This window comes from Cellulomonas humilata, from assembly GCF_030814415.1.
Lineage (GTDB): Bacteria > Actinomycetota > Actinomycetes > Actinomycetales > Cellulomonadaceae > Cellulomonas > Cellulomonas humilata_A.
The window spans coordinates 439,383-464,854 of record NZ_JAUSVB010000001.1 but is presented as its reverse complement, the minus strand read 5'-3'; the positions used below and the strand labels follow the sequence as shown (position 1 = coordinate 464,854).

24 protein-coding genes and 1 riboswitch are annotated in these 25,472 nt (G+C 70.6%); of the genes, 16 read left to right on the top strand and 8 right to left on the bottom strand.

The features are described 5' to 3' along the window. Nucleotides 1–18: 18 nt before the first annotated feature. Entirely contained in the window at nucleotides 19–1,539 is a 1,521-nt protein-coding gene (locus tag J2X26_RS02065) for a polysaccharide biosynthesis tyrosine autokinase (protein WP_307489391.1), read from the bottom strand. A 235-nt stretch (nucleotides 1,540–1,774) separates the two neighbouring features. On the opposite strand from J2X26_RS02065, the gene J2X26_RS02060 reads away from it, so the two are divergent. The 7 genes from J2X26_RS02060 (at nucleotide 1,775) to J2X26_RS02030 (ending at nucleotide 10,292) form a co-directional block, all read left to right on the top strand. Continuing rightward, on the top strand, nucleotides 1,775–3,244 hold the full coding sequence (locus tag J2X26_RS02060) for a sugar transferase (protein WP_307489389.1): 1,470 nt from the start codon (nucleotides 1,775–1,777) through the stop codon (nucleotides 3,242–3,244). Between the two features lie 91 nt (nucleotides 3,245–3,335). Beyond that, nucleotides 3,336–4,478, top strand: a complete 1,143-nt coding sequence (locus tag J2X26_RS02055) for a glycosyltransferase family 4 protein (RefSeq protein WP_307489387.1) — start codon at nucleotides 3,336–3,338, stop codon at nucleotides 4,476–4,478. Beyond that, a complete protein-coding gene (locus tag J2X26_RS02050) occupies nucleotides 4,475–5,614 on the top strand; it encodes a glycosyltransferase (RefSeq protein ID WP_307489386.1) in 1,140 nt (379 codons plus the stop codon). Before J2X26_RS02055 ends, J2X26_RS02050 begins: the two co-directional genes overlap by 4 nt. A 4-nt stretch (nucleotides 5,615–5,618) precedes the next feature. Then, nucleotides 5,619–6,902, top strand: a complete 1,284-nt coding sequence (locus J2X26_RS02045; protein ID WP_307489384.1) for a lipopolysaccharide biosynthesis protein — start codon at nucleotides 5,619–5,621, stop codon at nucleotides 6,900–6,902. A gap of 54 nt (nucleotides 6,903–6,956) precedes the next feature. Continuing rightward, a complete protein-coding gene (locus J2X26_RS02040) occupies nucleotides 6,957–8,282 on the top strand; it encodes a hypothetical protein (RefSeq protein ID WP_307489383.1) in 1,326 nt (441 codons plus the stop codon). Nucleotides 8,283–8,469: 187 nt separating this feature from the next. Continuing rightward, nucleotides 8,470–9,795 carry a UDP-glucose dehydrogenase family protein gene (locus tag J2X26_RS02035; protein ID WP_307489381.1) on the top strand — a complete coding sequence of 442 codons (1,326 nt, stop codon included), beginning with the start codon at nucleotides 8,470–8,472 and terminating at the stop codon, nucleotides 9,793–9,795. 5 nt (nucleotides 9,796–9,800) lie between these two features. After that, on the top strand, nucleotides 9,801–10,292 hold the full coding sequence (locus J2X26_RS02030) for a CAP domain-containing protein (protein ID WP_307489379.1): 492 nt from the start codon (nucleotides 9,801–9,803) through the stop codon (nucleotides 10,290–10,292). Here the strand turns inward: J2X26_RS02030 and J2X26_RS02025 are convergent, their stop codons facing one another. Beyond that, a complete protein-coding gene (locus J2X26_RS02025; protein WP_307489377.1) occupies nucleotides 10,293–10,718 on the bottom strand; it encodes a VanZ family protein in 426 nt (141 codons plus the stop codon). After that, nucleotides 10,715–11,149, bottom strand: coding sequence for a VanZ family protein (locus J2X26_RS02020; protein WP_307489375.1), 435 nt, complete (start codon nucleotides 11,147–11,149; stop codon nucleotides 10,715–10,717). The genes J2X26_RS02025 and J2X26_RS02020 overlap by 4 nt, the downstream gene beginning before the upstream one ends. Before the next feature lie 57 nt (nucleotides 11,150–11,206). Between J2X26_RS02020 and J2X26_RS02015 the strand changes: the two genes are divergently transcribed. The 4 genes from J2X26_RS02015 (at nucleotide 11,207) to J2X26_RS02000 (ending at nucleotide 15,699) form a co-directional block, all read left to right on the top strand. Then, nucleotides 11,207–11,629, top strand: coding sequence for a MarR family winged helix-turn-helix transcriptional regulator (locus tag J2X26_RS02015; RefSeq protein ID WP_307489373.1), 423 nt, complete (start codon nucleotides 11,207–11,209; stop codon nucleotides 11,627–11,629). After that, on the top strand, nucleotides 11,626–12,951 hold the full coding sequence (locus tag J2X26_RS02010; RefSeq protein WP_307489371.1) for an MFS transporter: 1,326 nt from the start codon (nucleotides 11,626–11,628) through the stop codon (nucleotides 12,949–12,951). Before J2X26_RS02015 ends, J2X26_RS02010 begins: the two co-directional genes overlap by 4 nt. Before the next feature lie 81 nt (nucleotides 12,952–13,032). After that, the gene (locus J2X26_RS02005) at nucleotides 13,033–14,850 is read left to right on the top strand and encodes a DUF4012 domain-containing protein (RefSeq protein WP_307489369.1); all 1,818 of its coding nucleotides are present in this window, start codon (nucleotides 13,033–13,035) and stop codon (nucleotides 14,848–14,850) included. A gap of 120 nt (nucleotides 14,851–14,970) precedes the next feature. Then, nucleotides 14,971–15,699, top strand: coding sequence for a peptidase (locus J2X26_RS02000; RefSeq protein ID WP_307489367.1), 729 nt, complete (start codon nucleotides 14,971–14,973; stop codon nucleotides 15,697–15,699). A 65-nt stretch (nucleotides 15,700–15,764) separates the two neighbouring features. On the opposite strand, the gene serC is transcribed toward J2X26_RS02000, so the two are convergent. Further along, nucleotides 15,765–16,898, bottom strand: a complete 1,134-nt coding sequence (serC, locus tag J2X26_RS01995; protein ID WP_307489365.1) for a phosphoserine transaminase — start codon at nucleotides 16,896–16,898, stop codon at nucleotides 15,765–15,767. A 125-nt stretch (nucleotides 16,899–17,023) separates the two neighbouring features. Here serC and J2X26_RS01990 point away from each other — a divergent pair, with 125 nt between their 5' ends. The 4 genes from J2X26_RS01990 to J2X26_RS01975 all read left to right on the top strand — a co-directional run bounded on the left by J2X26_RS01990 (nucleotide 17,024) and on the right by J2X26_RS01975 (nucleotide 20,824). After that, nucleotides 17,024–17,728, top strand: coding sequence for a metal-dependent transcriptional regulator (locus tag J2X26_RS01990; protein WP_307489363.1), 705 nt, complete (start codon nucleotides 17,024–17,026; stop codon nucleotides 17,726–17,728). 335 nt (nucleotides 17,729–18,063) lie between these two features. Then, nucleotides 18,064–18,229: riboswitch (cyclic di-AMP (ydaO/yuaA leader) on the top strand. A 2-nt stretch (nucleotides 18,230–18,231) separates the two neighbouring features. Further along, nucleotides 18,232–19,005 carry a C40 family peptidase gene (locus J2X26_RS01985; RefSeq protein ID WP_439897804.1) on the top strand — a complete coding sequence of 258 codons (774 nt, stop codon included), beginning with the start codon at nucleotides 18,232–18,234 and terminating at the stop codon, nucleotides 19,003–19,005. Nucleotides 19,006–19,296: 291 nt separating this feature from the next. Further along, nucleotides 19,297–19,758, top strand: coding sequence for an HNH endonuclease (locus J2X26_RS01980; RefSeq protein WP_368671703.1), 462 nt, complete (start codon nucleotides 19,297–19,299; stop codon nucleotides 19,756–19,758). Nucleotides 19,759–19,885: 127 nt separating this feature from the next. Beyond that, nucleotides 19,886–20,824, top strand: a complete 939-nt coding sequence (locus J2X26_RS01975) for a universal stress protein (protein WP_307489357.1) — start codon at nucleotides 19,886–19,888, stop codon at nucleotides 20,822–20,824. Between the two features lie 5 nt (nucleotides 20,825–20,829). Here the strand turns inward: J2X26_RS01975 and J2X26_RS01970 are convergent, their stop codons facing one another. After that, a complete protein-coding gene (locus J2X26_RS01970) occupies nucleotides 20,830–21,312 on the bottom strand; it encodes an Lrp/AsnC family transcriptional regulator (RefSeq protein WP_056020703.1) in 483 nt (160 codons plus the stop codon). A gap of 189 nt (nucleotides 21,313–21,501) precedes the next feature. Between J2X26_RS01970 and J2X26_RS01965 the strand changes: the two genes are divergently transcribed. Beyond that, nucleotides 21,502–22,662 carry a CAP domain-containing protein gene (locus tag J2X26_RS01965; RefSeq protein ID WP_307489354.1) on the top strand — a complete coding sequence of 387 codons (1,161 nt, stop codon included), beginning with the start codon at nucleotides 21,502–21,504 and terminating at the stop codon, nucleotides 22,660–22,662. A 172-nt stretch (nucleotides 22,663–22,834) separates the two neighbouring features. Here J2X26_RS01965 and rocD read toward each other — a convergent pair whose 3' ends face one another. The 3 genes from rocD to J2X26_RS01950 all read right to left on the bottom strand — a co-directional run bounded on the left by rocD (nucleotide 22,835) and on the right by J2X26_RS01950 (nucleotide 25,470). After that, nucleotides 22,835–24,040 (bottom strand): ornithine--oxo-acid transaminase, encoded by a 1,206-nt coding sequence (gene rocD / locus J2X26_RS01960; protein WP_307489352.1) that lies wholly within the window; start codon nucleotides 24,038–24,040, stop codon nucleotides 22,835–22,837. After that, complete coding sequence (ddaH, locus tag J2X26_RS01955) at nucleotides 24,037–24,882, bottom strand: dimethylargininase (protein ID WP_307489350.1); 846 nt, start codon at nucleotides 24,880–24,882, stop codon at nucleotides 24,037–24,039. The genes rocD and ddaH overlap by 4 nt, the downstream gene beginning before the upstream one ends. A gap of 105 nt (nucleotides 24,883–24,987) precedes the next feature. Further along, nucleotides 24,988–25,470, bottom strand: a complete 483-nt coding sequence (locus J2X26_RS01950) for an SRPBCC family protein (protein ID WP_307489348.1) — start codon at nucleotides 25,468–25,470, stop codon at nucleotides 24,988–24,990. Nucleotides 25,471–25,472: the final 2 nt, after the last annotated feature.

Sequence of the window (25,472 nt, the reverse complement as noted above, 5' to 3'; positions counted from 1 at the left end):
CTGCGGGTCGGGCGGAGATCAGACGCGCGGCTGCTGCTGCTGGAACTCGCGCAGCTGGGTCTCGCTGAGCGAGGCGCCGGGCCACAGGGCGGTCGTGGGTCCTGCCTGCGTGCCCTCGAGGGACTTGGGCGTCCGCGGTGCAGCCCGACGCCGCTTGCGCCCGCCGCGGCTCGCGTCCGCCGAGGTCGCCGGCGTGGGCGAGTAGTCGTAGTACGCGTACTGGTCGCTCTGCTTGCGCTTCTGGCGGTTCACGACGATGCCCAGGATGCGGGCGCCGACGGTCTCCAGGGCGCCGACGGACTCGGCCAGCTGGTTGCGGTGCAGCTTGTCGGCGCCGACCACGAGGAGCGCTCCGCCGGTCAGCCTGGACAGGATGGCCGCGTCGGTGACGGGCAGCAGCGGAGCCGTGTCGACGATGACGACGTCGTACATGCCGGTGAGCTTCTCGAGCAGCCGTGCCATGGCCATCGACCCGAGCAGCTCGCTCGGGTTGGGCGGCACCTGACCGGCCGGGAGAACGTGCAGGTAGCCGTTGCCCCAGGGTTGGATGACGTCCTCGACGCTCGCGCGGCCGATGAGCACCGTGGTGAGTCCGACGCTGCCCTCGAGGCCCATGTACTTGGCGACCGACGGCCGGCGCAGGTCGGCGTCCACGAGGGCCACGCGCGTTCCGGCGTCGGCGAGGCTGATCGCGACGTTGATCGAGGTCGTCGACTTGCCCTCGCCGGGCAGGGACGACGTGACGACGATCGACTGCGGGCGGTCGGCGATGTCGAGGAACTGCAGGTTGGTGCGCAGGCGACGGAAGGCCTCGGACCGCTGGCTGTGCGGGCTGCTCTGCACGATGAGCGGCTGCAGCGCGGCGTCCTCGTCGTCCGGGATCGTGCCGATCACGGACGTGTCGGTGATCCGTGCGACGTCCGCGTCGGACCGGACCCGGGTGTCCAGCACGGAGCGGAGCACGGCAACGCCGACGCCGAGCGCCAGCCCGACGAGCAGCCCGAGGGCGACGTTGAGCTTGAGGTTCGGGGATGACGGCGCCTCGGGGGAGACGGCGTCGCGGACGACCGAGATCTTGACGGCCGAGGCTCCGCCGTCGCTGGGTGTCTCGAGCTCGGCGATCACGTCCTTGAACTGGCGCGCGATCGCGTCGGCGGTCGCGGCTGCCATCGCCGGGTTCTCGTCGGTCACCGTCACGTTGATCAGCGAGGTGTTGAGCGGGGAGCTCGCGCTGACCCGCGAGGCCAGGGCCTCCGTCCGGGGAGCGAGGGCGAGGTCCTCGATGACGGGCTGCAGCACGAGGGGGCTGGTGACGAGCTGCGTGTAGGAGCTCACTTGCTGGCGGGTGAAGTTCGAGCCCTGGAGGAGGTCGCTGGACGATTCGCCCGCCTTGACGGAGACGTAGAGCTGCGTCGTGGCCTCGTACAGCGGCTTGGTCATCAACGACAACGCGACGGCGAGCGCCGTGCCGAGAACGGCGAACACGGCAATGGACAGCCAGCGCTTGCGCAGGATGCCCCAATAGTCCTGTAGCTCCACAGCCTTCTTCTCCCTGCTTTGCATTACCCGGTAAAACAGTGTCTCACGCGCATGATCACCCGTATGCACCGGGTGAAATTCCTCGGTGCACGTATAAGTGCCCCGCGCTCAATTCTCGGCCCGACGCGCCGATGTAATCCTCGGCGCGGACTTGCACGGCGCCTGACGTCGGTAGAACGGACATCGGGGGAAATACGTGACGGAAGCAGACACGCGTGCTCGCACAGTGGCATTTGTGCCGCAGCAGCTCACGCGATCGACCGTCCAGCCGACTATCGTCACAAACCCCCGCTGGCATGAGGTCGCGCTGCGCCTCTGGGTCACCGACCTTGCCGCCGTCATCATCGCGGTGGCCGTCGCCTACCTCGTCCGGTTCGACGTCCACGGCCTGCCGTCGGTCTCCGGCTCCTTCTCGCCGTCGTACCTCTCCGTGTCCGTGGTGCTCGCCGCCGCGTGGCTCGCGGCGCTGGTGGTGGGACGCAGTCGCGACCGCCGCGTCCTGGGGAGTGGCTCGACCGAGTTCGCTCGGGTCTTCGACGTCAGCTGGCGGCTGTTCGCGACCGTCGCCGTCGTGGCCTACCTGCTGCGCATGGAGATCGGCCGGGGCTACCTCGGCTTCGCCGCCCCGCTCGGGCTCGGCCTGCTGCTCGCCGGCCGGGCGTGGTGGCGGCGGTGGCTGCACGAGCAGCGGCAGGCCGGGTCGTTCCAGTCCGGGATCCTCGTGATCGGGCACCGGGACCAGGCCGCACGCCTGATCGGCCAGCTGCATCTGAAGCCGAATGCCGGGTACGCCGTCCTCGGCGTCTGCGTGCCGAGCGGGGAGGTCGTCCCCGGCGAGCTCATCGGCGGCGTACCCGTGCTCGGGTCGATGGACGATGCGGCTGACGTGGCGACGCGCATCGGCGCCTCCGCGGTCGCCGTCACCGGCGCCGACGCGATCACCTCCGACACGGTCCGTCGCCTCGGCTGGGACCTCGAGGGCAAGGGCATCGACCTCGCGCTGACCCTGGCCCTCGTCGACGTCGCCGGACCACGTGTCCTCATGCGGCCCGTCAGCGGGCTCCCGCTGATGTACGTCGACGAGGCGCGCTTCACCGGCGGGAAGTACATCGCCAAGTCGCTGTTCGACGGGGTGATGGCGGTTCTGATCACCCTGGTGCTGCTTCCGGTGCTCGCCGCCGTCGCGATCAGCGTCCGCGTCACGAGCCCTGGCCCGGTGCTCTACCGGCAGGAGCGCATCGGCAAGGACGGCAAGCGGTTCCGGATCTTCAAGTTCCGCACCATGGTCCTCGGCGCGGAGCAGCGGCTCGCCGAGGTGCTGGCCGACCAGGGCGTCACGTCCGTCGGCATGTTCTACAAGCCCAAGAACGACCCTCGCGTGACCTCCATCGGCAAGTTCCTGCGCCGCACGTCCCTCGACGAGCTGCCGCAGCTGTTCAACGTCCTCCTGGGCGACATGAGCCTCGTCGGCCCGCGCCCGCAGATCGACGCCGAGGTGGCGCAGTACGACCGCGCCGCGCACCGACGGCTCCTCGTCAAGCCAGGTCTGACCGGGCTGTGGCAGGTCTCGGGCCGGTCCGGCCTCACCCCCGAAGACGGCATCCGCCTCGACGTCAGCTACGTCGAGAACTGGACGCTCTTCGGCGACCTGATGATCCTCGCGCGAACTGCGAAAGCCATCGTCGGCGGCGACGGCGCGTACTGAGCCGCCGAAGCACCACCTCTCCCTCGACGACCAGCTGGGCGCCGGCTATCCGGCTCCCGTAGCCCCGAACACCAACGAAGAGAAGCACAGAATGAACCTGGACAAGTCGGTACTCCTGCTGTGCAAGGGGTTTCCGCCGACGATCGGCGGCGTCGAGACGTACTCCGAAGAGGTTGCCCGCGCCTACCTCGGCGACGGCTACGCGGTCACGGTCCTAACCCAGACCTCGTCGCCCGCAGGGTGGTCCGAGCGCGACTACCCGGAGGGTCGCCTGCGCCACTTCAACACGGGGCCCGGATCGCAGCTCCAGGTCTTCGGTCGGATGCTGCTCGCGTTCCGTCGAGCCGTGCGGGAGGCGAACCCGTCGTGGGTCCACGCCACGACGTGGAAGCCGGCGCTGGTTCACATGGCCGCTCGGTCACGTCTTCCCGTCGCCGTCTCGGTTCATGGCCGGGAGGTCATGAACACGCCCCGGCCGCTTCGGCCCGCGATGAGGCGGGTCCTGCGGCGGTCGGCGGGCGTGGTCGCGGTGTCGACGTCGACCATGGCCCAGGCTGAGAAGGCTCTGGGGGTTCCCGGGCCTGTCGGCCAGTGGCGCGTGGCGCCCAACGGACTGACGTTCGACGAGCTCGCACGGACGAGCGCCGACCACTCTCGTGCCCACCAGGAACCCGTGCGCCTTCTCTCTCTGGCACGACACATCGAGCGCAAGAACATCCACGGGTGCCTGGCTGCACTCGCGGATATCGAACGGCATGGCTCGCTCGACTTCGAGTACCGGATCGCTGGAAGCGGACCGATGACGGACGAGCTCCGGCAGCTCGTCATCGAGGAGCGCCTGGAGCATCGGGTGACATTCCTCGGGAGAGTTCCCGACGCGGAGGTGCCCGAGCTCTACCGCTGGGCGGACGTCTTCCTGCATCCCCACACGCACGTCGGGGAGGGAAACGACTTCGAAGGGTTCGGCCTGGTCATCGCCGACGCCATGTCGTTCGCCTGCGTCGTCGTCGCAGGCGATGTCGGTGGCCCGACGGACTTCGTGCGCCACGGCACGTCGGGACTCCTGGTCGATGGTCTCGACCACCGCAGCCTCGTGGACGCCATCGTCGCGGCAGCCGAGAACTCCAAGAGCGGGAACGCGATGGGTAGGAGAGCGCGCACCCACGTCCTGGACACGCTCTCGTGGCACAAGCACGTCGGTGTCGTGGCCGACGCGATCGGGGCTGCAGCATGATCGCCTCGGCGCTGTTGGCATTCGCCTGCCTGGTCCTCGCGGTCGTTGCCGTCTACCCCTACGTCGTCTACCCGGCGGTGCTCGGCGCGCTTCCGCACAGGAAGGCCGAGGGGCCGATGCCCGTCGACGGCGTTCCGGATGTCACGTTCAGCCTGATCTTCTGCTGCTACAACGAGCGGGGAACGATCGAGGAGAAGCTCGAGAACCTCGACAAGCTCGTCCAGCGGTATCCCGATCTCGAGATCCTCGTCTATGACGATGCTTCCTCCGACGGCACGGCGGATCTGATCGTCGCGAGCGGCACGACGGTGACCTTGGTCCGTGGCGAGCGTCGCGCCGGCAAGGCGACCGGTATGCGCCTTCTGGCCGGCCTCGCACGCGGGGACGTCATCGTGTGCACCGACGCCAACGTCCTGCTGAGGGAAGACCTCTTCGAGAATCTCGGGCCTCACTTCAGGGACCAGCGCGTCGGCGGTGTCTGCGGGACTCTGCAGTACGTCAACCCGGTGGGCTCGGCGGTCCAGGAGGTCGGCGGGGCGTACTGGAGCCGCGAGGAGAAGGTGAAGTCGCTCGAGTCACGGACCGGCAGCGTGATGGGCGCGGACGGCTCGATCTTCGCCGTCCGACGCGCTCTCTACCCCGAGATCCCGGGCTCGGTCCAGGACGACTTCTGGGTGAGCATGCACGTGGTCTATGCCGGCTTCCGCCTGATCCACGTCGACGACGTGGTCGTCTACGAGCGACTGGTGAGCAGGAGCGACGACGAGCGGGCCAGGCGAGTCCGGATCGCCACGCGCGCCTATCACACGCACCGGATGATGCGTCGGCACCGTCGTGAGCTGGGCCTGGTGGACACGTTCAAGTACTACTCGCACAAGGTTCTGCGGTGGCATGGCGGCGGCGTCCTCGTCGCGTCGGCGTTCTGCGGAGTCGTCGCGATATCCCTCGCCTTCTCACCGCTTGTGGGTGTGTGTGTGATGGCGGCAGCCGTGGTGAGCATCGCGATCGCAACGCGGCATCCGCGGGGCGGTTTCATCATGGAGGCGCTCTCGATGATCCTCGCGACGACGATTGGCGTGATCCGCGCGACGCGAGGCGACCTGGTCGTCACGTGGGACCCTGCGAAGTCGCGGTAGAGGGATGAAGTATCTCGGCCCCATCGGGGTGCGGTACCTCGGCGTCGCCGTCCAGTTCGGCCTCGTCGTGATCCTGGCGAATCGCCTGACACCAGCGGCCAGCGGCACGTACTTTGCACTTCTTGGCCTGGTGCAGACGACGTCTCTGCTGGCCGGCGTCGGCGCACCCGACGGGATCGTCCGCCTCTATCCGACGCGCGTCGCCCAGGGCGATGCGGACGGAGCCAATCGTGCGCTCACGGCCGTAGCTGTGATCAGTGTGGGTAGCGCGGCCCTCGTCGGTCTGGTCGTGGGGTGGGTCTCGGGAGTTGCGCTCCACGACAGCCTGCTGGGCGCACTTGTCGGCGTGTGGTGGTTCTGCTACGGAGCGTGCTTCGCACTGGCGCAGGTCATCCTGGCGACCGGGCGCACGACGCTCGGGGCGACTGTCTTCTACAGCGGTATCAACCTCGGCATCGCAGTCGTCGCTGTACCGACGCTCCTCCTCGTCCCGTCTCTCGACCTACGCGGCGCCCTCGCCGCAGTCGTCGGCGGGGCAGTCCTCGCGCTCTGCGTGGTCATCGCGATGGTCGTAGGGCACGGGCGCGAAGTCGCGAGACGCTTTCGCCTGGCAGACGTGCGGGGCGCGATGCACTGGGGCCTACCGTTGGTCTCCGGCCGTGTCGTGCAGGCTCTGATGGTCTGGAGTCCTGTCTGGGTCGCCACGATGGTCCTAGGAGCGGCTGAAGGTGCGAGCATCGGGCTCGCGACGCGCCTGACCGCAGCCGTGGGTGCGGTCATCGCCTCGGTGCGCTACTCGATGCGTCCGCGTCTCGCGACACTCGCGTCGGTCGACGGATGGACCGAGATCGAGCGCGTCGGACGTTCGGTCGCGACGGGTGCCACAGGCCTTGCCCTCCTTGCAGTCGTCACCTCCGCCATCGGAGGCGAGTGGGCCGTCGGCTTGCTGTACGGCGCACAGTACGAGGCTGTTGCCCCTTTGCTCGTCCTGCTGCTTGTGGGCACGGTCGGAGAGTCGGTCGGAGGCCCGGTCGACGAGATCCTCAAGATGTCCGGGAACGGGTCGTACGTTCTGGCTTCGCAAGTCGTCGCACTTGTCGTTGGAGCATCGCTACAGGTGCTCGCGGCGTACGTTCTCGGGCTTCCTGGCATCGCGGCGGCTTTCGCGCTGGCCTTCGGTGCGATGTACGCGGCGCAGATGGTCTTCGCCTGGCGGCGCCGCGGCATTGTCATCGCGCCGAGCTTGGCGTCTTTGCGCGTGCGCAGGTTGACGAGGGCCGTCAGTTGACCATGGTCACCACGACTTGCCGGCTTTCTCAAGCCAGGCAGAGTAGGAGTGCGTGTGAGTAGCCTCGCCCTTGCCGCGTTCGGCCTCCTCTTCGCATGTGCGGCCGTCCTTTCCGCTCATCGGTCCCAGTCGTGGCTTGCTCCGGCGCCGATCTGGAATGTCTGCTGGTGTGTGCTCTTCATCGTGACTTCGGTCCTTGGTTACGGCTTTGCGTATCCGACCGGAGCGGTGTCGGCACTGGTCCTTCTCGCCGCTCTATACAACCTGCCCGGACTCCTGCTCGGATCGTCGATCGAGCGTTCGCCGGACGTGGATCGAAGCGTCGGAGCTGGTGCTTTGACGCCCCCGGTGTGGCTGCTGGCCGCTACGGCCGCCGTTGGGTTCATCGGAGCGGTGCGGCTGGGCCTCGACTTGGGGACTTCGGTGTTTGCGCTGCGATCGATCGACGATCTTCTCAGCCTTGGGCAGCAGAACGCCATAGCCATCTTTCGCGGAGAAGCCCACTTCTCTTTCCTGGTGAACCTCACGTTCGCGGTTCTGCAGCTCGGTGGGGCACTTGGCGGCGTACGTATTGCACTAAAGCCGGGCCGGAGCGCAATTCTTGCGATCGCAGCGGTGCTTGCGGTGGCGTTCCTGTGGAGCTCGATCACCACGCAGCGATCGTACGTACTTGTCCCAATTATCTGGTTCGCAGCTGGGTATGTGGCCTCCCTCGTCTGGCTCGGTAAGCGCGCGATGCCAGGAAGGGCTCTCTTGGCCTCGGCGATCCTGGGCAGCGGAGCCCTCCTGCTAGTTGTGTTCCTCCGCGCTGTGCGGACAAACGGAACGGGTGCTGGCTTCTCGGAAGCGACGCTCGCTCCGACCCGACTCTGGCTCGCTGGGTACGTTCCGACGTTCGCCGCATGGCTGGAAGAATCTGAGGCAACGAAACCAAGCTTCGATCTGTTTCACGGAGTGAACGCGCTTGTACAGCCGCTTTTCGGGGGGTCCGTTTCCGATGGGGGTGGAGAGAGTAACTACTACTACGTCGGCGCAGGAATGACGTCGAACGCTGGCACGGCCATGATGACGGTCATTGGCACGGGAGGTCTCGTGTGGGGGGCGCTTGTGATTGTGCTCCTGGGAACTCTCGCGCACCTCGTCTATCGTCGCGCCGCTCGAGGTGGCCCGGTCGCTGCGGCCGCCTATATCGGTGTCGTGGCTGCGTCGATGTGGTCGACAAACGCATGGTTCCTGGGCTACGGCGGGCGCGTCCTCGCGTTGGCCCTCGTCGTCGGGCTTGCCACCGCAGCGCTTCGGCTGGCGGAGCGCGAGGAACGCAGGGTGGCGCGACGAGCATCGGCAAACGCCCGGCGAGCACGCGCGCTCCTGCGCGCGTGATGCGTTCGCGCTCGACTTGCTGCGCGATGTACGAAGTGATCGGGCCTGGCGCTTTTCCGAAAGCGCCCATCAGAACGCGGTGCCTGGAGGTTTGAAAAGGCCTCCCCGATCGTCCGCCTCGCGACCGTTCAGCATCGCTCGACCGATAGAGTCGGCGGTTCCCGAGTACCCCACAAGGAGCGAGCCCGTGCGCCTCTCTGTCATCGGCTGCGGCTACCTCGGCGCCGTCCACGCCGCGAGCATGGCCCAGCTGGGCCACGACGTCATCGGCATCGACGTCGACGAGAAGAAGATCGCGGCACTCCGTGAGGGCCGCGCACCGTTCTACGAGCCCGGTCTGCCGGAGCTGCTCACGGAGGCGGGCGCGACGGGCCGGCTGGCGTTCAGCACGGACATGGCGGACGCGGCGGGCGCGGACGTGCACTTCATCTGTGTGGGGACCCCGCAGGTGCACGGTGAGTTCCGGGCGGACCTGACGTACGTCAACGCGGCCACGGCGGAGCTGAAGCCGCACCTGCGCCCTGGCGATGTGGTCGCCGGCAAGTCGACCGTCCCTGTCGGGACGGCTGAGGCGATCGCGGCGTCGCTCGAGGACACGGGCGCGATCCTCGTGTGGAACCCGGAGTTCCTGCGGGAGGGTTTCGCGGTCAAGGACACGCTGCACCCGGACCGCCTGGTCTACGGCGTGCCGACGGATGCGGACGGGGAGCCGACGGCGGAGGGCACGCGCGCCAAGGAGATCCTCGACGAGGTCTACGCCACCCCGCTGAGCGAGCACACTCCGCTTGTCGTCACGGACTACGCGACCGCGCAGCTGGTGAAGGTGGCCGCAAACTCCTTCCTGGCGACCAAGATCTCGTTCATCAACGCCATGGCGGAGCTGTGCGAGGCGACGGGCGCCGACGTCACGCGCCTGGCCGACGCCATCGGGTACGACGCGCGGATCGGCCGCCGCTTCCTCAACGCGGGTCTCGGGTTCGGCGGTGGGTGCCTGCCGAAAGACATCCGTGCGTTCATGGCTCGGGCCGGTGAGCTCGGGGTCAGTGACGCGTTGTCGTTCCTGCGGGAGGTCGACTCGATCAACATGCGTCGTCGGGTCCGGATGGTCGACCTGGCACGCGAGGTGTGTCAGGGCTCGATCGTCGGCAAGAGGGTCGCGGTGCTCGGGGCGGCGTTCAAGCCGGACTCCGACGACGTGCGTGACTCGCCGGCCCTGTCGGTGGCTGCGCAGATGCAGCTGCAGGGTGCCCATGTCACCGTGACGGACCCGCAGGCGGTGGCGAACGCGGAGGCCAAGTGGCCGGATCTGCACTTCGCCGCGACGGCGTTGGAGGCCGCGAAGGACGCCGACGTGGTGCTGCTCTCCACCGAGTGGGCGGAGTACCGGGAGATCGACCCCGACGCCCTGGCGGAGGTCGTCGCGCACAAGCGGATCCTCGACGGCCGGAACGTCCTCGAGCCGGCGGTGTGGCGTGCGGCGGGCTGGACGTACCGCGCGCTGGGCCGTCCCTGACGGTGGTGCGCCGGGCGCGACTCGGGTGGGTGCTCATCGCCGCGGGTGTGGCGCTGGCCGTCCTCGTCGTGCTGCTGCTGCTGAGGCCGGACGGGTCGACGCCGCGTCAGCCCTGGTCGGCAGTGGGTGCCGATCCGGTCGCCTATGCGGCTGACCTGGTCGCCGAGACCAACCTGGCACGAGGCGACGAGGACCTCCCGGCGCTGACCGTCTCGTCGTGCGCGACGGCAGCGGGTGAGAAGCGCGCCGAGGCCCTGGTCGGCGAGGAGCTGGAGCACGCGCCGATGACGACCGTGCTGGAGGCGTGCGCACCGTCGACGACGGCGGCGGAGAACCTGGTGCGGGCAGCGGCTACACCGCACGACGTGGTCGCGGCGTGGCTCGGGTCGCCAGGCCACCGCTCCAACCTCCTGGACCCGGCTCTCGAGCAGGTGGGCATCGGGTGTCTTCTCGACGACCGGCAGATGCTCTGCTCGCAGGTGTTCCTCGGCCCGTAGTCAGCCCGCGCCGACACCCTCCGGCTCAGGGGTCCGCGACCGGTGTCGGGTGACGAGCAGGATCCCGACGCCGACGGCGGTTCCCAGCGTGTTGGCGACGAGGTCGCGCACGTCGGCCACCCGGTGCGGCAGGAACAGCAGCTGGGCGAGCTCGATGGCCGCCGACGTCGCCAGCCCGAGGGCCACGACCAGCCACGCGGGTCGGCGGGGGAGGAGCAGGCTGACGAGGATGCCGAACGGTACGAACAGGGCGATGTTCGCGAGGAACTCGGTGAGGCTGTACGTCAGGCCGATCCCGAGGGAGTCGAGCCACTCCAGGATCGTGTGGACCAGGTCGAACCCGTCGTCGTCGGCGAGCTCGGGCCAGAGGGTCACGCGTGCGAGCCCGACGAGGTACAGGGCGAACAGCAGGCGCGTCCGCGTCATGACCGCTCGGCGAGGGTCGCGGGTTGCCTCCGGAGCGCCAGCGACAGGCCGACGCCGATCGCGGCGCCGAGCGAGTTGCCGAGCACGTCACGGGTCGACGGCTGCCGGTAGGAGAGTCCGACGGCCTGCACGAGCTCGATGCCCAGAGAGAGCGCCACGAGCGCCACGAAGACGACCCACCACCGCCGGCGGGGGAGGAGCAGGGCGCCCAGCAGCCCGAGCGGGACGAAGAGCGCGATGTTGGCGGCGAACTCTGCGGCGTGCAGGTTCAGCTTCTCCGGCAGGCCGCGGTCGTGCAGTGCGCCCAGCCCGCGGGCGATGGGCGCGTCGAACGCGTCGTGCAGGTGCCACGGGTTGAGGACGAGCACCGCGGCGACGACGAGCACGCCGACGAGCAGCCCGATGACCACCCGTCGCTGCCGCTCGTCCACCTGCACAGGGTACGAGCAAACTTTCATTACGCAAGGTAATGATCTAGAGTAAGAATCATGCCCTCCTCCCGTGACCTCGCCGGCGAGCTCCGCATCGCCATCGGCCGAGCCTCCCGCAGGATCCGGGCGGAGCGGGGCGAGGCCGGCCTGACCGACCCGCAGTTCACCGTCCTCGCCTGGCTGACCAAGGAGGGCCCGCTGACCCCGGGCCAGCTGGCGGAGCGTGAGCGCATCCAGCCGCCGAGCATGACCCGCACGGTCAACAGCCTGGTGGAGCTGGGCCTCGTCGCGAAGGCGGAGCACCCGACGGACGGCCGCCAGGTCGTGGTGAGCCTGACGGACGCCGGTGTCGCGGAGGTCGACGAGACCCGCCGCCGTCGAGACACGTGGCTCGCGGACCGTCTCCGGCACATGACCCCGGACGAGCGCGCTCTGCTCGTCGACGCCGCCGAGCTGCTGCGGAGGATCGCCGCTTCATGAGTCCCACGTTCTCCTCGCTGAAGTTCCGGAACTACCGGCTGTGGTTCGCCGGGGCTCTGGTGGCGAACGTGGGCACCTGGATGCAGCGCGTCGCCCAGGACTGGCTGGTCCTCACCGAGCTCACCGACGAGTCCGGGGTGGCGGTCGGCATCACGACGGCCCTGCAGTTCGCGCCGGTGCTCCTGCTGTCCCCGTACGCGGGGCTGCTGGCGGACCGGGTGGACCGGCGCAAGCTGCTGATCGCCACGCAGGTGGGCCAGGGGGTCCTGGCCGCCGGGCTGGGCGTCCTGGTGCTCAGCGGGCACGCGCAGCTGTGGCAGGTGTACGTGTTCGCGCTGGCCCTCGGGTGCGTGACCGCCATCGACGGACCCGTGCGGCAGACGTTCGTGGCGGAGCTGGTGCCGTCGCACAAGCTGTCGAACGCGGTCGGGCTCAACAGTGCGTCGTTCAACGCTGCCCGCCTGATCGGTCCAGGGGTCGCCGGCCTGCTCATCGCGGCCGTCGGCACGGGGTGGGTGTTCGTCATCAACGCAGTGACGTTCGGCGCGACGATCTTCTCGCTGACCCGGATGACGAAGTCGGAGCTGACCCCGATGCCGACGACGGCGCGGGCCAAGGGGCAGCTGCGCGAGGGCATCGCCTATGTCCGCGGCCGCAGCGACATCCTCGTGATCATGGTCGTCGTCGGCGTCGTGTCCACGTTCGGCCTGAACTTCCAGCTGACCAGCGCGATGATGGCGCGCAGCGAGTTCGGCATGGGCGCGGGGGAGTACGGGATCCTCGGCTCGGTGCTGGCCATCGGGTCCCTGACCGGGGCGCTGCTGGCCGCACGACGGGAACGACCGCGCGTCCGCCTGGTCATCGGCGCCGCGTTCGGGTTCGGCATCGCGACAGGCGTCATGGCCCTCATGCCCACGTACCTGACGTTCGCGATCGCCTGCATCCCCGTCGGGCTCGCGTCGCTGACGATGATGACGGCCGCCAACGCGACCATCCAGCTGAGCACCGACCCGGTCGTCCGGGGTCGCGTGATGGCGCTGTACATGATGGTGTTCCTCGGCGCGACGCCCATCGGGTCGCCCATCGTCGGCTGGATCGGCCAGACGTACGGCCCGCGCTGGGCCATCGGCATCGGGTCGATCTCCGCGCTCCTCGTCGCCACCGGTGCGGCGCTGTGGGCGTGGAAGAAGTGGGACGTCACCGTGCGCTACCACGTGCGCAGCCGACCCCACCTCGAGGTGCTCTACCCGCTCGACGCCCGCGCCGAGACCGCGTCGCGTCTGGGTGCGCAGGAGGCCGCGGACCGCCAGACAGCGGCCTGACACGTCCGACCGGGTGGATGCTCGGGTGAAGAGCGCCCCGGACCGTGTCGCCCGGGATGTCCGAGATGTCACGATCAGCCGGTGAGTGCCACCGTCGACGAGCCGCGCGCCCCTGAGGCCGACGCGCCTGCCGACGAGGCACCCGACGCACCCCGCCCGCGCCGCCACCTCGCGCGCCGCATCGCGTTCGGCGTGCTCGCCGTCTTCGTCCTGCTGCTCGTCGCCGCGGGGTGGCTCGCGTTCCGCGGTTACCAGGCCGGTACGGCGCTGCTCTCGGCCAAGGACGTCGTGCTCGACCTGCGCGGCGACGTCGGCGGCGGGGACACGCAGCAGATCGAGGCCCGGTTGCCGGAGGTCCAGGCCAACCTGGCCGCAGCCCGTGCCGCGACCGGCGACCCCGTGTGGCGCGCGGCGGAGCACCTGCCGTGGCTGGGGGTGAACCTGGAGGCCGTCCGTGTCGTGTCCTGGTCCCTCGACGACGTGGTGCGCGACGCGCTGCCGGCGATCGGCCGGATCGACGCCGTGCTGCACGCGCAGGAGGCCCGGGACACCGACGGGCGGATCGACCTGGCACCGCTCGTCGACGCGGCACCGGACATCGTCGCGGCCGCGGCAAGCGCCCACACCGCACAGGTCGCCGTGGCGGCGATCGACACGGATGCTCTGGTGGGTCGGCTGGCGGGACCCGTCGTCCAGCTCCAGGACGGGCTGGACCAGGTGACGGGTGCGCTCGACGCGGGCGCGCAGGTGGCGTCGCTCCTGCCGCCGATGCTGGGGGCCGACGGTCCGCGGACGTACCTGCTGGTCTCGCTGAACTCCGCCGAGCTGCGCAGCGCGGGCGGCATCGTGGGCGCCTTCGCGGTCCTGCACGCCGACGACGGCAACGTCGACCTCACCGAGCAGCGCACCACGCTGGACCTGCCCGGGATCGAGAGCCCGATTCTCCCGCTCAGCGACGAGGAGCTCCGGATCGACACGGACCGCCTCGGCCGGTGGGTGCAGAACGCAGTCATGACCCCCGACTTCCCGCGCAGCGCCGAACTGCTCAAGGCGCGGTGGGAGCGGGACATCGGCTCGCACGTGGACGGCGTGGTCGCCACCGATCCCGTCGCCGTCTCCTACCTCCTGTCGGCGACCGGTGCAGTCACGGAGCCCGGAGGCGTGCAGATCGACACGACGAACGTCCTGCAGGTGCTGCTGCGCGATGCCTACCTCACCTACGGCGACGACGCCGACTCGGGCGACAAGTTCTACACGGGTGTGGCCGCGACGATCTTCCAGGCGGTCGGGTCAGGACAGGGTGACTCCCGCGCGGTCGTGGACGCGCTGGCGCGCGCGGGCGCCGAGGGGCGGCTGCGGATGTGGTCGGCGCACCCGGAGGAGCAGGAGCGGCTGGCCGCCACGAGTGTGGGTGCCGCCTTCCTCTCGGGGCCGTTCCCCGACGCGACGGGGGTCTTCCTCAACGACGGGACCGCCGGCAAGCTCGGCTACTTCCTCAGCACGGCCGTCACGGTCGAGAACCTGCGTTGCACGGGGCCCGAGCCCATGGCGACGGTGCGTCTCGACCTCTCCTACGCACCGCCGGCCGATGTCGAGAGCTACCCGCGCTACGTCACCGGGTGGAGCGGCACGGACCTGCCCGTCGGCTGGCTGGCGACGAACATCACCGTCTACTCCCCGGTGGGTGCCGAGCTCGACGCGATCGGTCTGGACGACGGCTTCGTCCTCGGCGGGACGGGCGTGACGTCCGGTCGCGACGTCAAGGTGGTCACGTCGTGGCTCGCGCCAGGGGCGCACGAGACCTACCGGGTCGACGTCCCGGTGCGCGACGGGCGCGTCACGGTGTGGACCACGCCGACCCTCACCAGCCCGGGCCAGGTCACCGCGACCTGCCCGTAGGCCACGATCTGGACGAAAAGTCCGAATCGCCATGAAATCACCCGTTATGCCCATGTGATGAGGGGTCGGCAGGGGCCAGAATGGGACCGAAATGTCCGGTTACCCGACAGGGGCGTCACCATGGTCAGGCTCGTTCGGAGCGCGGTAGTCGCGCTCGTTGCCGTCCTCGTCGCTCTGGTCGGCGCGCTGCCGGCCTCGGCCGGCGACGACAACCCCTCGGCCTCTCCGTCGCCGACCGCGCAGGTGTACGGCTGCATCAACCCGGTGGACGGCTACGGCGCCCCCCGCGCCTGCCAGCTCCTGATCCAGGTGCTCGCGCCGGTCTGCGACAACGACGTGCCGAAGCTCAAGTACACCGTCAACCCCGTGGGCACGCCCAACGACAAGGTGACGATCACGTTCATCAACCCCAGCGGGCCGAGCGTGGTCTACGCGGACCAGCCGCTGACCGGGACGGTGCTCTGGCCGGGCGCGGTCCCCGGACCTGACGGACGTGGCATCGACTGGCCGGGCTGGCGCCAGCTGCCCAACGGCACGTGGGTCGAGGGCGACGAGTTCGACTGGGTGCGGCCGAGCGTCAAGGTGAAGTTCGAGGTCAACCCGGAAGAGACGGTCACGGTCGCCTACCCGCCGTCGAGCCCGAGTTGCAACACGAACCCGCCGACCACCGTCGTGCTGGTGGACGACCCGAAGGCAGTCGTCCTGGTGGACAGCCCGTCGTCGGCCACTCTCTCGGCGACCGGCTCGGAGACCCAGCCCCTGATCATCGCCGGGGGTGCGCTCATCCTGATCGGCGCCCTGGCCGTGGCGCTCGTGTCGATCGCCCGACGCCGCCGTCCGACCACCTGATCGGTCGGTGCGCCGACCGGCGACGCCCGCCCCCTGCGCTGACCGCGGGGGCGGGCGTCGCCGCGTCAGACCAGCTGGTCCACCACGTGGTCGACGCAGGCGGTGAGCGCGAGCACGTCGTCCGGCTCGACCGCCGGGTACATGGCGACCCGCAGCTGGTTGCGGCCCAGCTTGCGGTACGGCTCCACGTCGACGACCCCGTGGGTGCGCAGCACGCGCGCGACCGTGGCTGCCTCGATCTCGGGGGCGAGGTCGATGGTGCCGACGACGGCCGACCGCAGCGCCGGGTCCTCGACGAACGGCGTCGCCCAGTCCCGCGACTCGGCCCAGCCGTACAGGTGGCCCGCCGAGGTCGCGGTGCGCTGCGCCGCCCACGCCAGGCCGCCGTTGCCGAGGATCCAGTCGAGCTGCTCCGCCAGCAGGATCAGGGTCGCGATGGCCGGGGTGTTCAGCGTCTGGTCCAGCCGCGAGTTGGTCACCGCGGTGGTGAAGGACAAGGACTCCGGGATCCAGCGGCCGCTGGACTCGATCCGGGCGGCCCGCTCGATCGCGGCGGGGGAGGCCGCGGCGAGCCAGAGGCCACCGTCGGACGCGAAGGACTTCTGCGGCGCGAAGTAGTAGACGTCGGTCTGCGCGACGTCGACCGCGAGGCCGCCCGCGCCCGACGTGCCGTCGACGAGCACCAGCGCACCCTGCGCGCGCGACCCGGCGACGCGGCGCACGGGCGCGACGACGCCGGTCGAGGTCTCGTTGTGGGGCCAGGCGTAGGTGTCGACGCCGTCGGCGAAGCCCGGCACCGCCACGCCGCCGGGTGCCGCCGAGGTGACCACGGGCTCGCCGACGAACGGCGCGCGGGTCGCCGCGGCGGCGAACTTGGCGCCGAACTCGCCGAACGTGCCGAAGGCCGCCCGGTCCTCGATGAGGCAGAGCGTGGCGACGTCCCAGAAGAGGGTGGAGCCGCCGTTGCCCAGGACGACCTCGTACCCGACGGGCAGGTCGAGCAGCGCGGCCAGGCCCGCGCGCACGCGACCGACGAGCGCACGGACCGGCGCCTGCCGGTGGGACGTCCCCAGCAGGGCGGCAGCCGGGCCGGCCAGTGCGTCGACCTGGGCCGGCCGGATCTTGGAGGGACCGGAGCCGAAGCGGCCGTCCGCGGGCAGCAGGTGCGCGGGGATCGTGATCTCGTGAGCATCGGGCACGAGGCGAGGATAGGCGGTGAGGGCCCCCGGCTGTCGGCCCGACCAACTAACCTGTGCACAGCGCGGCGACCCTGCTCCTGGAGCGGATGCCGCGCGACGATGACGCGACGCGGGAGGCCTGAGCAGTGAGCGACCTGATCGACACGACGGAGATGTACCTCAAGACGATCTACGAGCTCACCGAGGAAGGCATCACCCCCCTGCGCGCCCGCATCGCCGAGCGGCTCGGCCACTCGGGCCCGACGGTCTCCCAGACGGTCGCGCGCATGGAGCGTGACGGCCTCGTCGTCGTCACCGGCGACCGCCACCTCGAGCTGACCGCCGTGGGCGAGGGCAAGGCCGTCCGCGTCATGCGCAAGCACCGCCTGGCCGAGCGCCTCCTCACCGACGTCATCGGCCTGGAGTGGCCGTACGTGCACGAGGAGGCCTGCCGCTGGGAGCACGTCATGAGCGAGCGGGTGGAGAAGCGCCTCGCGTCGCTGCTCGACCACCCGCACTTCGACCCGTACGGCAACCCGATCCCGGGGCTGGGGGAGATCGGCGAGGAGACCACGCGCGAGACGTTCCTCGACGGGGTCACGTCCCTGGTGACCTACCGCGGCGAGGTGGGGGCCGACGGCACGGAGCGTGCGGTGGTCGCGCGCATCGCCGAACCGCTGCAGGTGGACGTCGAGCTGCTGACGCGGCTGGCCGAGGCGGGCGTGCTGCCGCACCAGGAGATCGCGATCGAGCGTGCCGACGGCACCGTGACGGTGTCCCGACCGGGCTCGGAGACCCTCCTGGACCTGCCTGAGGACGTCGCGCGGCACATCTTCGTCGGGACCCGCTGAGCCCTCCTGAGGCGCTCAGGGCCAGCCGAGGGCCCCGCTGTGAGCCCCGTCACACGCGCCTGTGTGCCCCCTGAGAGGCTCCTGGACGGCTCGGCCGTGATCTTCCGGACGACCCCTCGAAGCCGAGTGTGCGCGCGCTCCCACGCCCGTGATCGGCGTCTTTGCAGGTCACTTCGGCGATCCGCGGCACGGTGCAGGACGGCCGTCCAACAAGAAGCAAATCTCTCGTGACCAGAACGTGACAATCGCTGCGACCGTCCTGTACGTTCGACCTGCTTACCCGGAACCCTCCTCCAGGAAAGCCCTCGAGCGGAACGCCTAACCCTGCCGCCGCCACGAGGTCCGCACTGACCGCCGGCAGGGGCGGGGGACCCAATTGCGGGCACCGGAAGTTCGGTGTCCTTGGGGTGAAGCCGGAGAACCGATCTCGATCGGGGACGCGGCCGGGTGTTCTCCCACCCGAACCCGACAGCTGACCTCGTAGGCATCAGGAGAGGCAACGCGTGACCGTGAGCACCACTCGCGCCCGCCATCGTGCGGCGCGCCGTCCTTCGACGCCACTGACCGAGTTCGCTTCGGCTGCCTCGGACCAGATGGGAACCGTCGGACGTCGTACTGCTGTCGTCGTCGGCACGTCGGGACTCGTCGTCTCGATGCTCGGCTCGTCCGCCAGCGCCGCGACCGGTGGTGACGCCGGAGCCCTGCCTGCCGTCGACACCGCTGCGCTGACCGCGTCGGCGCGTGCCGTCCTGAACACCTCCCCGGTGGTGACCGCGCCCGTCGAGGCCGCGTGGACGTTCGACGCCCCGGTCGTGACGGCCGAGACGCCGCCGCCCCCGCCGCCGGTCCGTGCGGCTCCCGCCGCGTCGCGCAGCACCACCCGCGCCGCGACCGCGACGACGACGGCCCCCGCGGAGACGAACAACGCGGTCCCGCAGTCGGTCTCCGGCAACGCGGTCCTCGAGATCGCCGCCCGCTACGTGGGCACCCCGTACCTCAGCGGTGGGACCACCCCGGACGGCTTCGACTGCTCGGGCTTCACCAGCTACGTCTACGCGCAGCTCGGCATCACACTGCCGCGCACCTCGTCGGGCCAGAAGGCCGCGGGCACCATCGTCTCCCGGGCGGACGCCCAGCCTGGCGACCTCATCTGGAGCCCCGGCCACATCTCGATCTATGCGGGTGGCAACGAGCAGATCGACTCGCCCCGCCCGGGTACAACGATCCAGTTCCGCGCCATCTGGCAGAGCGCTCCCGTCTTCATCCGGATCGGCTGACCCCAGCCCTCCGCTGACGAGGCCCTGACGACACACGTCGTCGGGGCCTCGCCGCATTCCGGACCGGGTGCGGCTCTCCGTAGGGGGCGGCGCGTACTCTGGCCGTGCACCACGCTGTTGCTTCGCTTCGCCGGGCCGGCAGCCAGCCGGTCCGACCCCCGAGGTCGGGAGAACGCCGTGCTCATGAATGCGTCGAAGCTGTCCACCGAGGCCGTCGGTGGGGCAGTGTCCGAGGTCGGCTCACCAGGGCTGATCGCGTCCGGAGCACGCACCCTGCTGCTCAACGCCAGCATGGAGCCTCTGTGCATCGTGAGCCTGCGGCGTGCCGTGGTGCTCGTGATGACCGGCAAGGCGACCGTGCTCGAGACCGACGGTCGGGTGCTGCACTCCGAGCACGTGGCCGTGCCCCTGCCGGTCGTCCTGTGCCTCACCCGCTACGTCCACGTCCCCGTCCGCCGCCCCGTGCCCCCCACGCGGCGCACGGTGCTGCAACGCGACGACCACCGGTGCGCGTACTGCGGCGGCGGCGCGGACACGGTCGACCACGTGAACCCGCGCTCCCGCGGCGGTCGGCACGAGTGGACCAACGTCGTCGCGGCCTGCGTCCGGTGCAACCACCGCAAGGCCGACCGGATGCTGCACGAGATCGGCTGGGAGCTGCCGTTCGTCCCGCGGGCGCCGCGGTGGTCGGTGGCGTTCGGGACCACCTCGGTCCGCTCCGAGCCGTTGTGGTCGGCGTACGTCGTCGCCTGATTCTCGTCTTCGTCAAGGATCCACCAACGTATGGCATCATTCCGGCTACTCATGGGTGCGCAGCAGCACCGGTGGGGGGACACTGGAACGAGCGCACGGCGGGCTCGGTACGAGCACGGAGGCTCGGATGACGCGTGACGATGTGGTCCTCGTCGGGGTGGACGGGTCGGCGGCAAGCCTGCACGCGCTCGACTGGGCGGCGGCACAGGCCCGCACCCACGGGTGGGCTGTGCGGCTGGTCTGCAGCTACTCGCTCCCGTCGTTCACGGCGGCCTCCCTCGACGGCGGGTACGCGGCGCTGGACGACACCGCGATCCAGGAGGGCGCCAAGGCGGTGCTCGCCGAGGCGACGCAGCGGGTGTCCTCGATGGGGGTCCCCGTCACGGCCAAGGTGCTCACCGGCGACGCCGCGGGCGTCCTCGTCGAGATGTCGCACACCGTCCGGCTCGCGGTCGTCGGGACGCGCGGTCGCGGCGGCTTCGCGGACCGGCTGCTGGGCACTGTGTCGTCGGCCCTGCCCGCGCACGCGTACTGCCCGACCGTCGTCGTCCCCCTGCGCGAGGCCGGCAAGGCCCTGCCCGACGACGCGCCTATCCCGGCGCCGCGTCCCGTGCAGCGCATCGTCGTGGGCGTCGACGGCTCCCCGCAGGCGGAGCACGCGCTGCGCTACGCCATCGGCGAGGCCCGGGCCTGGGGTGCCTCACTGACGGCGGTGGCGGGCGTGCCCGTCGGGTCGATGTCCGGCGTCCTCGCGTGGCTGCCGGCCGCCGTCGACCACGAGCAGGTGCTGCGGGACGTCACGGAGGGCCTGAACGTCGTCGTGGACCGTGCGCTCGCCGACGTCCCGGACCTGGCGGTGCGTCGCATCGCGCTCGACGGCACGGGTGCGGAGCTGCTCACGGAGTTCTCCGTGGCCACCGACCTGATCGTCGTCGGCTCCCGCGGCCGGGGAGGCTTCAAAGGGCTGCTGCTGGGTTCCACCAGCCAGGCCGTGCTGCACCACTCCGACTGCCCCGTCATGGTGGTCACCAACCGGTGCGCCACCGCGGAGGCCGTCGCCGGCTAGCTCAATCAGCCCTCGGGAGCCGGGGGGACGTCCGGGCGGCGGACCAGGGCCGAGAGCACCACGGTCGAGCGCGTCCGCGCGACGAACGGTTCTGCGGCGAGCCGCTCGACCACCCGCTCCAGGTGCCGCATGTCCCGCGCGCGCACCTGGACCATGAGGTCCACGTCCCCGGTCACCGTGCTCGCGGCGACGACCTCGGGGTAGTGCTCGACGGCCGCGCGCATCGTGGCGGGGCTGGTGGAGCCCTGGCAGAACAGCTCGACGAACGCTTCCGTCTGCCATCCCATCGCGGCCGGATCCAGGCGGACCGTGAACCCGCGGATGACCCCTCGCTCGCGCAGCCGGTCCACGCGGCGCTTCACGGCCGGCGCCGAGAGCGAGACATGCTCTCCGACCTGCGCAAACGTCGCCCGGGCATCGAGCGCGAGGACGCGGAGGATCGCGGTGTCGAGGGCGTCGAGCCCGGAGTCGTCGGTCACGTCTCTCATCATCGCGGACCCGCCGAACTTGGACGGCCGACTCGCTTCGATTTGGTGTGGTCGGCAAATCGATGGCAACGTGCACGCAATACGCCAAACGGGTGATTCAACAAAAGCGGCAACTTGCCTCAAGGCGGACGCCGCAGGTGCCGACATCAGGGGAGGCCCCATGCACTGGGGTCTGACGAGGGAGGCGACGTGGTCAAGGAGACGAAGAAGCGGCTCGATCTGGTCCCGAGCCAGCGACCGTCGGTCATCAGTGCACCCACACCGGTCATCGCGGACGCGCCGACTGTCGTCGACGTACCCCAGCCCCACGGCGCACCGTCGCCGCTCGTCGAGCCGCAGCCGGCTCCCATTGCACCTCGGTCGGTCGGCGTCCGCCGGTCCGTCTGGGTGGGGATCGCCGCCGGCGTCGTGATCGCGGTCGCCGCAGGCGGTGTCGTGTACTCCGCCGAGCAGCGCGCGCAGGAGTCGAAGGCCGATGCGCTCGCCGCCGGGTGGCGCGTGGACGAGCACGTGCTCGCCGCGTCGCGCGACGCGGTCGCCGAGCGCAGCACCGACGTCGTCGTCGCCCAGGCCGCCTACCAGGACAGCCGTGCTGCCGCGACGGCCACGGCGCAGGCCGCCGTCGACCACGCGAACGTGACCCTCGCCTCCGTCCCGAACGCGGGAGACGCACCCCGGGCAGCCCTAGCGGGCGCATCCGGCGCCGTCGGCGCCGCTCTGACCGCCCCGGACGTCAGCCTGCGGTCGTTGCGCTCGCTCGTCGCCGGGGTCGCCGCACCCGAGCAGGCAGCGGTCGACGCGCAGGCCGCGTGGCAGGCAGCCGAGAACGCGCGCATCGCCGCCGAGCAGGCCGCTGCTGCAGCCGCCGCGGAGGCCGCAGCCGCAGCGCGCTCCGCCAAGGCTCCGGCCCGGTCCACGACCCGGTCGACCGCACCGAAGACCACCTCGTCGGGTTCCGCGCCCGTCGCGCCCGCCCCCAGCGGCATCCCGTCCGGCGGGAAGGTCTGCAGCGGCTCCGGCGGTTCCGGTGCGGGCGAGTCGAGCGTCTCCGCGATCGGGTCCGCGATCAACGCCTACCGTGCGTCGCTCGGGCTCCCGGAGCTGTCGATCTCGCGCAGCGGGAGCCTGGTGTCGCACGCGATCAACATGGCCAACGCCGGCGGCATCTGGCACTCCGGCGGCGACAACATCGTGGCCTGCGTGAGCAACGGCTCGGCGTCCTCGATGGTCTCCGCGTGGTCCAGGTCAGCCGGGCACGACGCCCAGATGCGCCGCACGGACGTGTCGAGCATGGCGGTCGGCGGCGCCGGCCTGAACGGCTGGCTCTTCGGCGCAGTGAAGTTCAGCTGACCTCACCGCAACGTCCGCACTCGAGTGGGCTCCAGCGCTCACGAGTGCGGACGTCCGCAGATTCGAGCGCCAGAACGCGCGAATCTGCGGACGCAACGGGGTTGCGATCCGGACGTCCGCGCGTTCGGTCGTCCTGGCGCTCGGATGTGCGGACGTTGCGGTGTCGGGCGATCTAGCGGAGGGCGTCCGTGAGGCGGTCCGTCGCCAGGTCGAGGTCCTCGAGCGTGATCGTGAGCGGGGGTGCCAGGCGGATGGTGCTGCCGTGGGTGTCCTTGGCCAGCACGCCGCGGGCCAGGAGGCGCTCGCAGAGCTGACGGCCGGTCACCGGCGGCGTGACGTCCAGACCGGCCCACAGGCCCACGCGGCGCGACGAGGAGAGCAGGCCCTCGTCGACCAGGGCGTCGAGGCGCGCTCCCCAGTGCAGGCCGAGCGTCGTCGCGCGTGCCTGCAGCTCGCCGGTCTCCAGGAGGCCGATGACCGCGAGGCCGACGGCGCACGCCAGTGGGTTGCCGCCGAACGTGGAGCCGTGGGTGCCCGCGGTGAGGACCCCGAGGACGTCCGCGCGACCGACGACGGCCGACACGGGCATGACCCCGCCGCCGAGCGCCTTGCCGAGGGTGACCAGGTCGGGCTTCACGCCCCACAGCTCGGACGCGAGCGTGGTGCCGGTGCGGCCGAGGCCGGACTGGATCTCGTCGGCGATGAAGAGGACGTCGTGGGCCGAGCAGAGCGCGCGGACGGCCGGGAGGTAGTCCGCCGGCGGGACGACGACACCCTGCTCGCCCTGGATCGGCTCCAGGAGGACGGCGACGGTGGTCTCGTCCATGGCGTCGGCGAGCGCCTGGGCGTCGCCGTACGGGACCACGCGGAAGCCGGGCGTGTACGGGCCGAAGCCGCGCCGGGCGTCCGGGTCGGTCGAGAACGACACGATCGTCGTCGTGCGGCCGTGGAAGTTGCCGTCGGCCACGATGATCGTCGCGCGGTCCGCGGGGACGCCCTTGACGTCGTAGCCCCACTTGCGGGCGGCCTTGATGGCGGTCTCGACGGCCTCGGCGCCCGTGTTCATCGGCAGCACCATGGGCGGGCCGGCGACGAGCGGGCCGACGAGGGCCGCCAGACGGGCCGCGAACGGCTCGAGCAGCTCGTGGTCGAACGCGCGGGACGTGAGCGTCAGCTTGTCGATCTGGGCGTGCGCCGCCGCGGTCAGCACCGGGTGCCGGTGGCCGAAGTTCAGCGCCGAGTACCCCGACAGCAGGTCCAGGTAGCGCCGGCCCTCGTCGTCGGTCACCCAGGAGCCGAGGCCGTCGACCAGCGTGACGGGCAGCGGGTGGTAGTTCGGCGCGAGGACCGACGCGGTGCCAACGTCCACGAGAGTCATCGCCCGGACCCCGAGGCGGGGCGGATCTCGAGCGTGCAGCACTTGGCGCCGCCGCCGCCCTTGAGCAGCTCGCTGGTGTCCACCGGGATGGGGTTGTACCCGCGCTCGGCGATCGCGGCGGCCAGGTCGACGGCGCCGGGGGCGACGACGACGTTCAGGCCGTCGGAGACCGCGTTGAGGCCGAGGGCGACCGCGTCGCGCTCCGTGGCCTCGACCGCGTCGGGGAACAGCTGGCGCAGGACGGCGCGCGAGCCGGCCGAGAACGCCGGCGGGTAGTACGCGATCTGTGGGTCGGCCGGGTCGCTCGACAGCACGGCCAGCGCGGTGTCGAGGTGGTAGTAGTGCGGGCTGATCAGGTCGAGCGAGATGACCGGGCGGCCGAAGAGCTCCTGGAGCTCGGCGTGCGCGGCGCGGTCGGTGCGGAAGCCCGTACCGGCCAGGACCAGGTCACCGACAACGAGCAGGTCGCCCTCGCCCTCGTTGGTCTCGCCGGCGGTGTGCGTGACATAGCCGCGGTCGGCGAACCACTTCTGGTACGCGGGGCCCTCGGGCTGGCGCTCGGCGTAGCGGAACTTGGCGGAGTAGACGACGCCGTCCAGGACGGTCGCGCCGTTGGCGGCGTAGACCATGTCCGGCAGGCCGGGGATCGGGTCGATCGTCTCGACCGTGTGACCGAGGTCGAGGTACACGTCGCGCAGCGTGCGCCACTGGCGGACGGCCAGGTCGGCGTCGGTGTACTTCGTCTTGTCCATCCACGGGTTGATCTCGTAGGACACCGTGTAGTGGACGGGCTCGCACATCAGGTAGCGGCGATCGGTACGTCCGGGGGCGGTCGGGGTCATGAAGGCTCCTCGTGGCGTGTCGTTCCCACAAGGCTACGAGTCGGTACGGCCCGGACCGTTCAACTCGGATTGCGCGCTGTGGCGCGATCTGTTGCGCAGTTTGGGCTAGCGATGACGATCTGTTGCGCGAGCCTCGCCTCGGGCTTTCAGAAGCGCGTATCGCACCATCCCGCCGAGGAACGGGGAGAGCAGTGCGCCGGTGAGTCGCCGGGGGAGCGGGCCCGCCAGGTAGACGTCCTCGCTCCAGAACACGCGGCTGGAGGACGGCCCCGCGGGCACGACGATGATGCTCGCGTGCCCTCTGAGCACCCAGCCGATCTTGGTGAACGTCGCGACGCCCGGCTCCGCACCGACCGGGGGGTCGTAACGGTCGACGGTCATCACGTCGGCGAGGCCGGGGAACCCGCGCCGCGCGAACGGCCCCGACACAGCGGTGACCGTCGCGCCCGCCGCTGCAGGCCCGTCGAGCGACACCCGGGTCATCGGTATCCAGCGCTCGTGGTTGCGCAGGTCAGCGACCAGCTCCCACGCCGTGGTGGCATCGACCGGGAAGGACCGGACCACGGCGTCGATCGGGATGCTCGTCACGC

Bases quoted from the DNA above. Each gene is read 5' to 3' on its own strand.
- J2X26_RS02000 (WP_307489367.1), top strand. From the start codon at position 14,971: ATGGTCAGGCTCGTTCGGAGCGCGGTAGTCGCGCTCGTTGCCGTCCTC.
- ddaH (WP_307489350.1), bottom strand. From the start codon at position 24,882: ATGACCCCGACCGCCCCCGGACGTACCGATCGCCGCTACCTGATGTGC.
- rocD (WP_307489352.1), bottom strand. From the start codon at position 24,040: ATGACTCTCGTGGACGTTGGCACCGCGTCGGTCCTCGCGCCGAACTAC.
- J2X26_RS01980 (WP_368671703.1), top strand. From the start codon at position 19,297: ATGGAGCCTCTGTGCATCGTGAGCCTGCGGCGTGCCGTGGTGCTCGTG.
- J2X26_RS02025 (WP_307489377.1), bottom strand. From the start codon at position 10,718: ATGACGCGGACGCGCCTGCTGTTCGCCCTGTACCTCGTCGGGCTCGCA.
- J2X26_RS02055 (WP_307489387.1), top strand. From the start codon at position 3,336: ATGAACCTGGACAAGTCGGTACTCCTGCTGTGCAAGGGGTTTCCGCCG.
- J2X26_RS02010 (WP_307489371.1), top strand. From the start codon at position 11,626: ATGAGTCCCACGTTCTCCTCGCTGAAGTTCCGGAACTACCGGCTGTGG.
- J2X26_RS01975 (WP_307489357.1), top strand. From the start codon at position 19,886: ATGACGCGTGACGATGTGGTCCTCGTCGGGGTGGACGGGTCGGCGGCA.
- J2X26_RS02050 (WP_307489386.1), top strand. From the start codon at position 4,475: ATGATCGCCTCGGCGCTGTTGGCATTCGCCTGCCTGGTCCTCGCGGTC.
- J2X26_RS02015 (WP_307489373.1), top strand. From the start codon at position 11,207: ATGCCCTCCTCCCGTGACCTCGCCGGCGAGCTCCGCATCGCCATCGGC.
- J2X26_RS02045 (WP_307489384.1), top strand. From the start codon at position 5,619: ATGAAGTATCTCGGCCCCATCGGGGTGCGGTACCTCGGCGTCGCCGTC.
- J2X26_RS01970 (WP_056020703.1), bottom strand. From the start codon at position 21,312: ATGAGAGACGTGACCGACGACTCCGGGCTCGACGCCCTCGACACCGCG.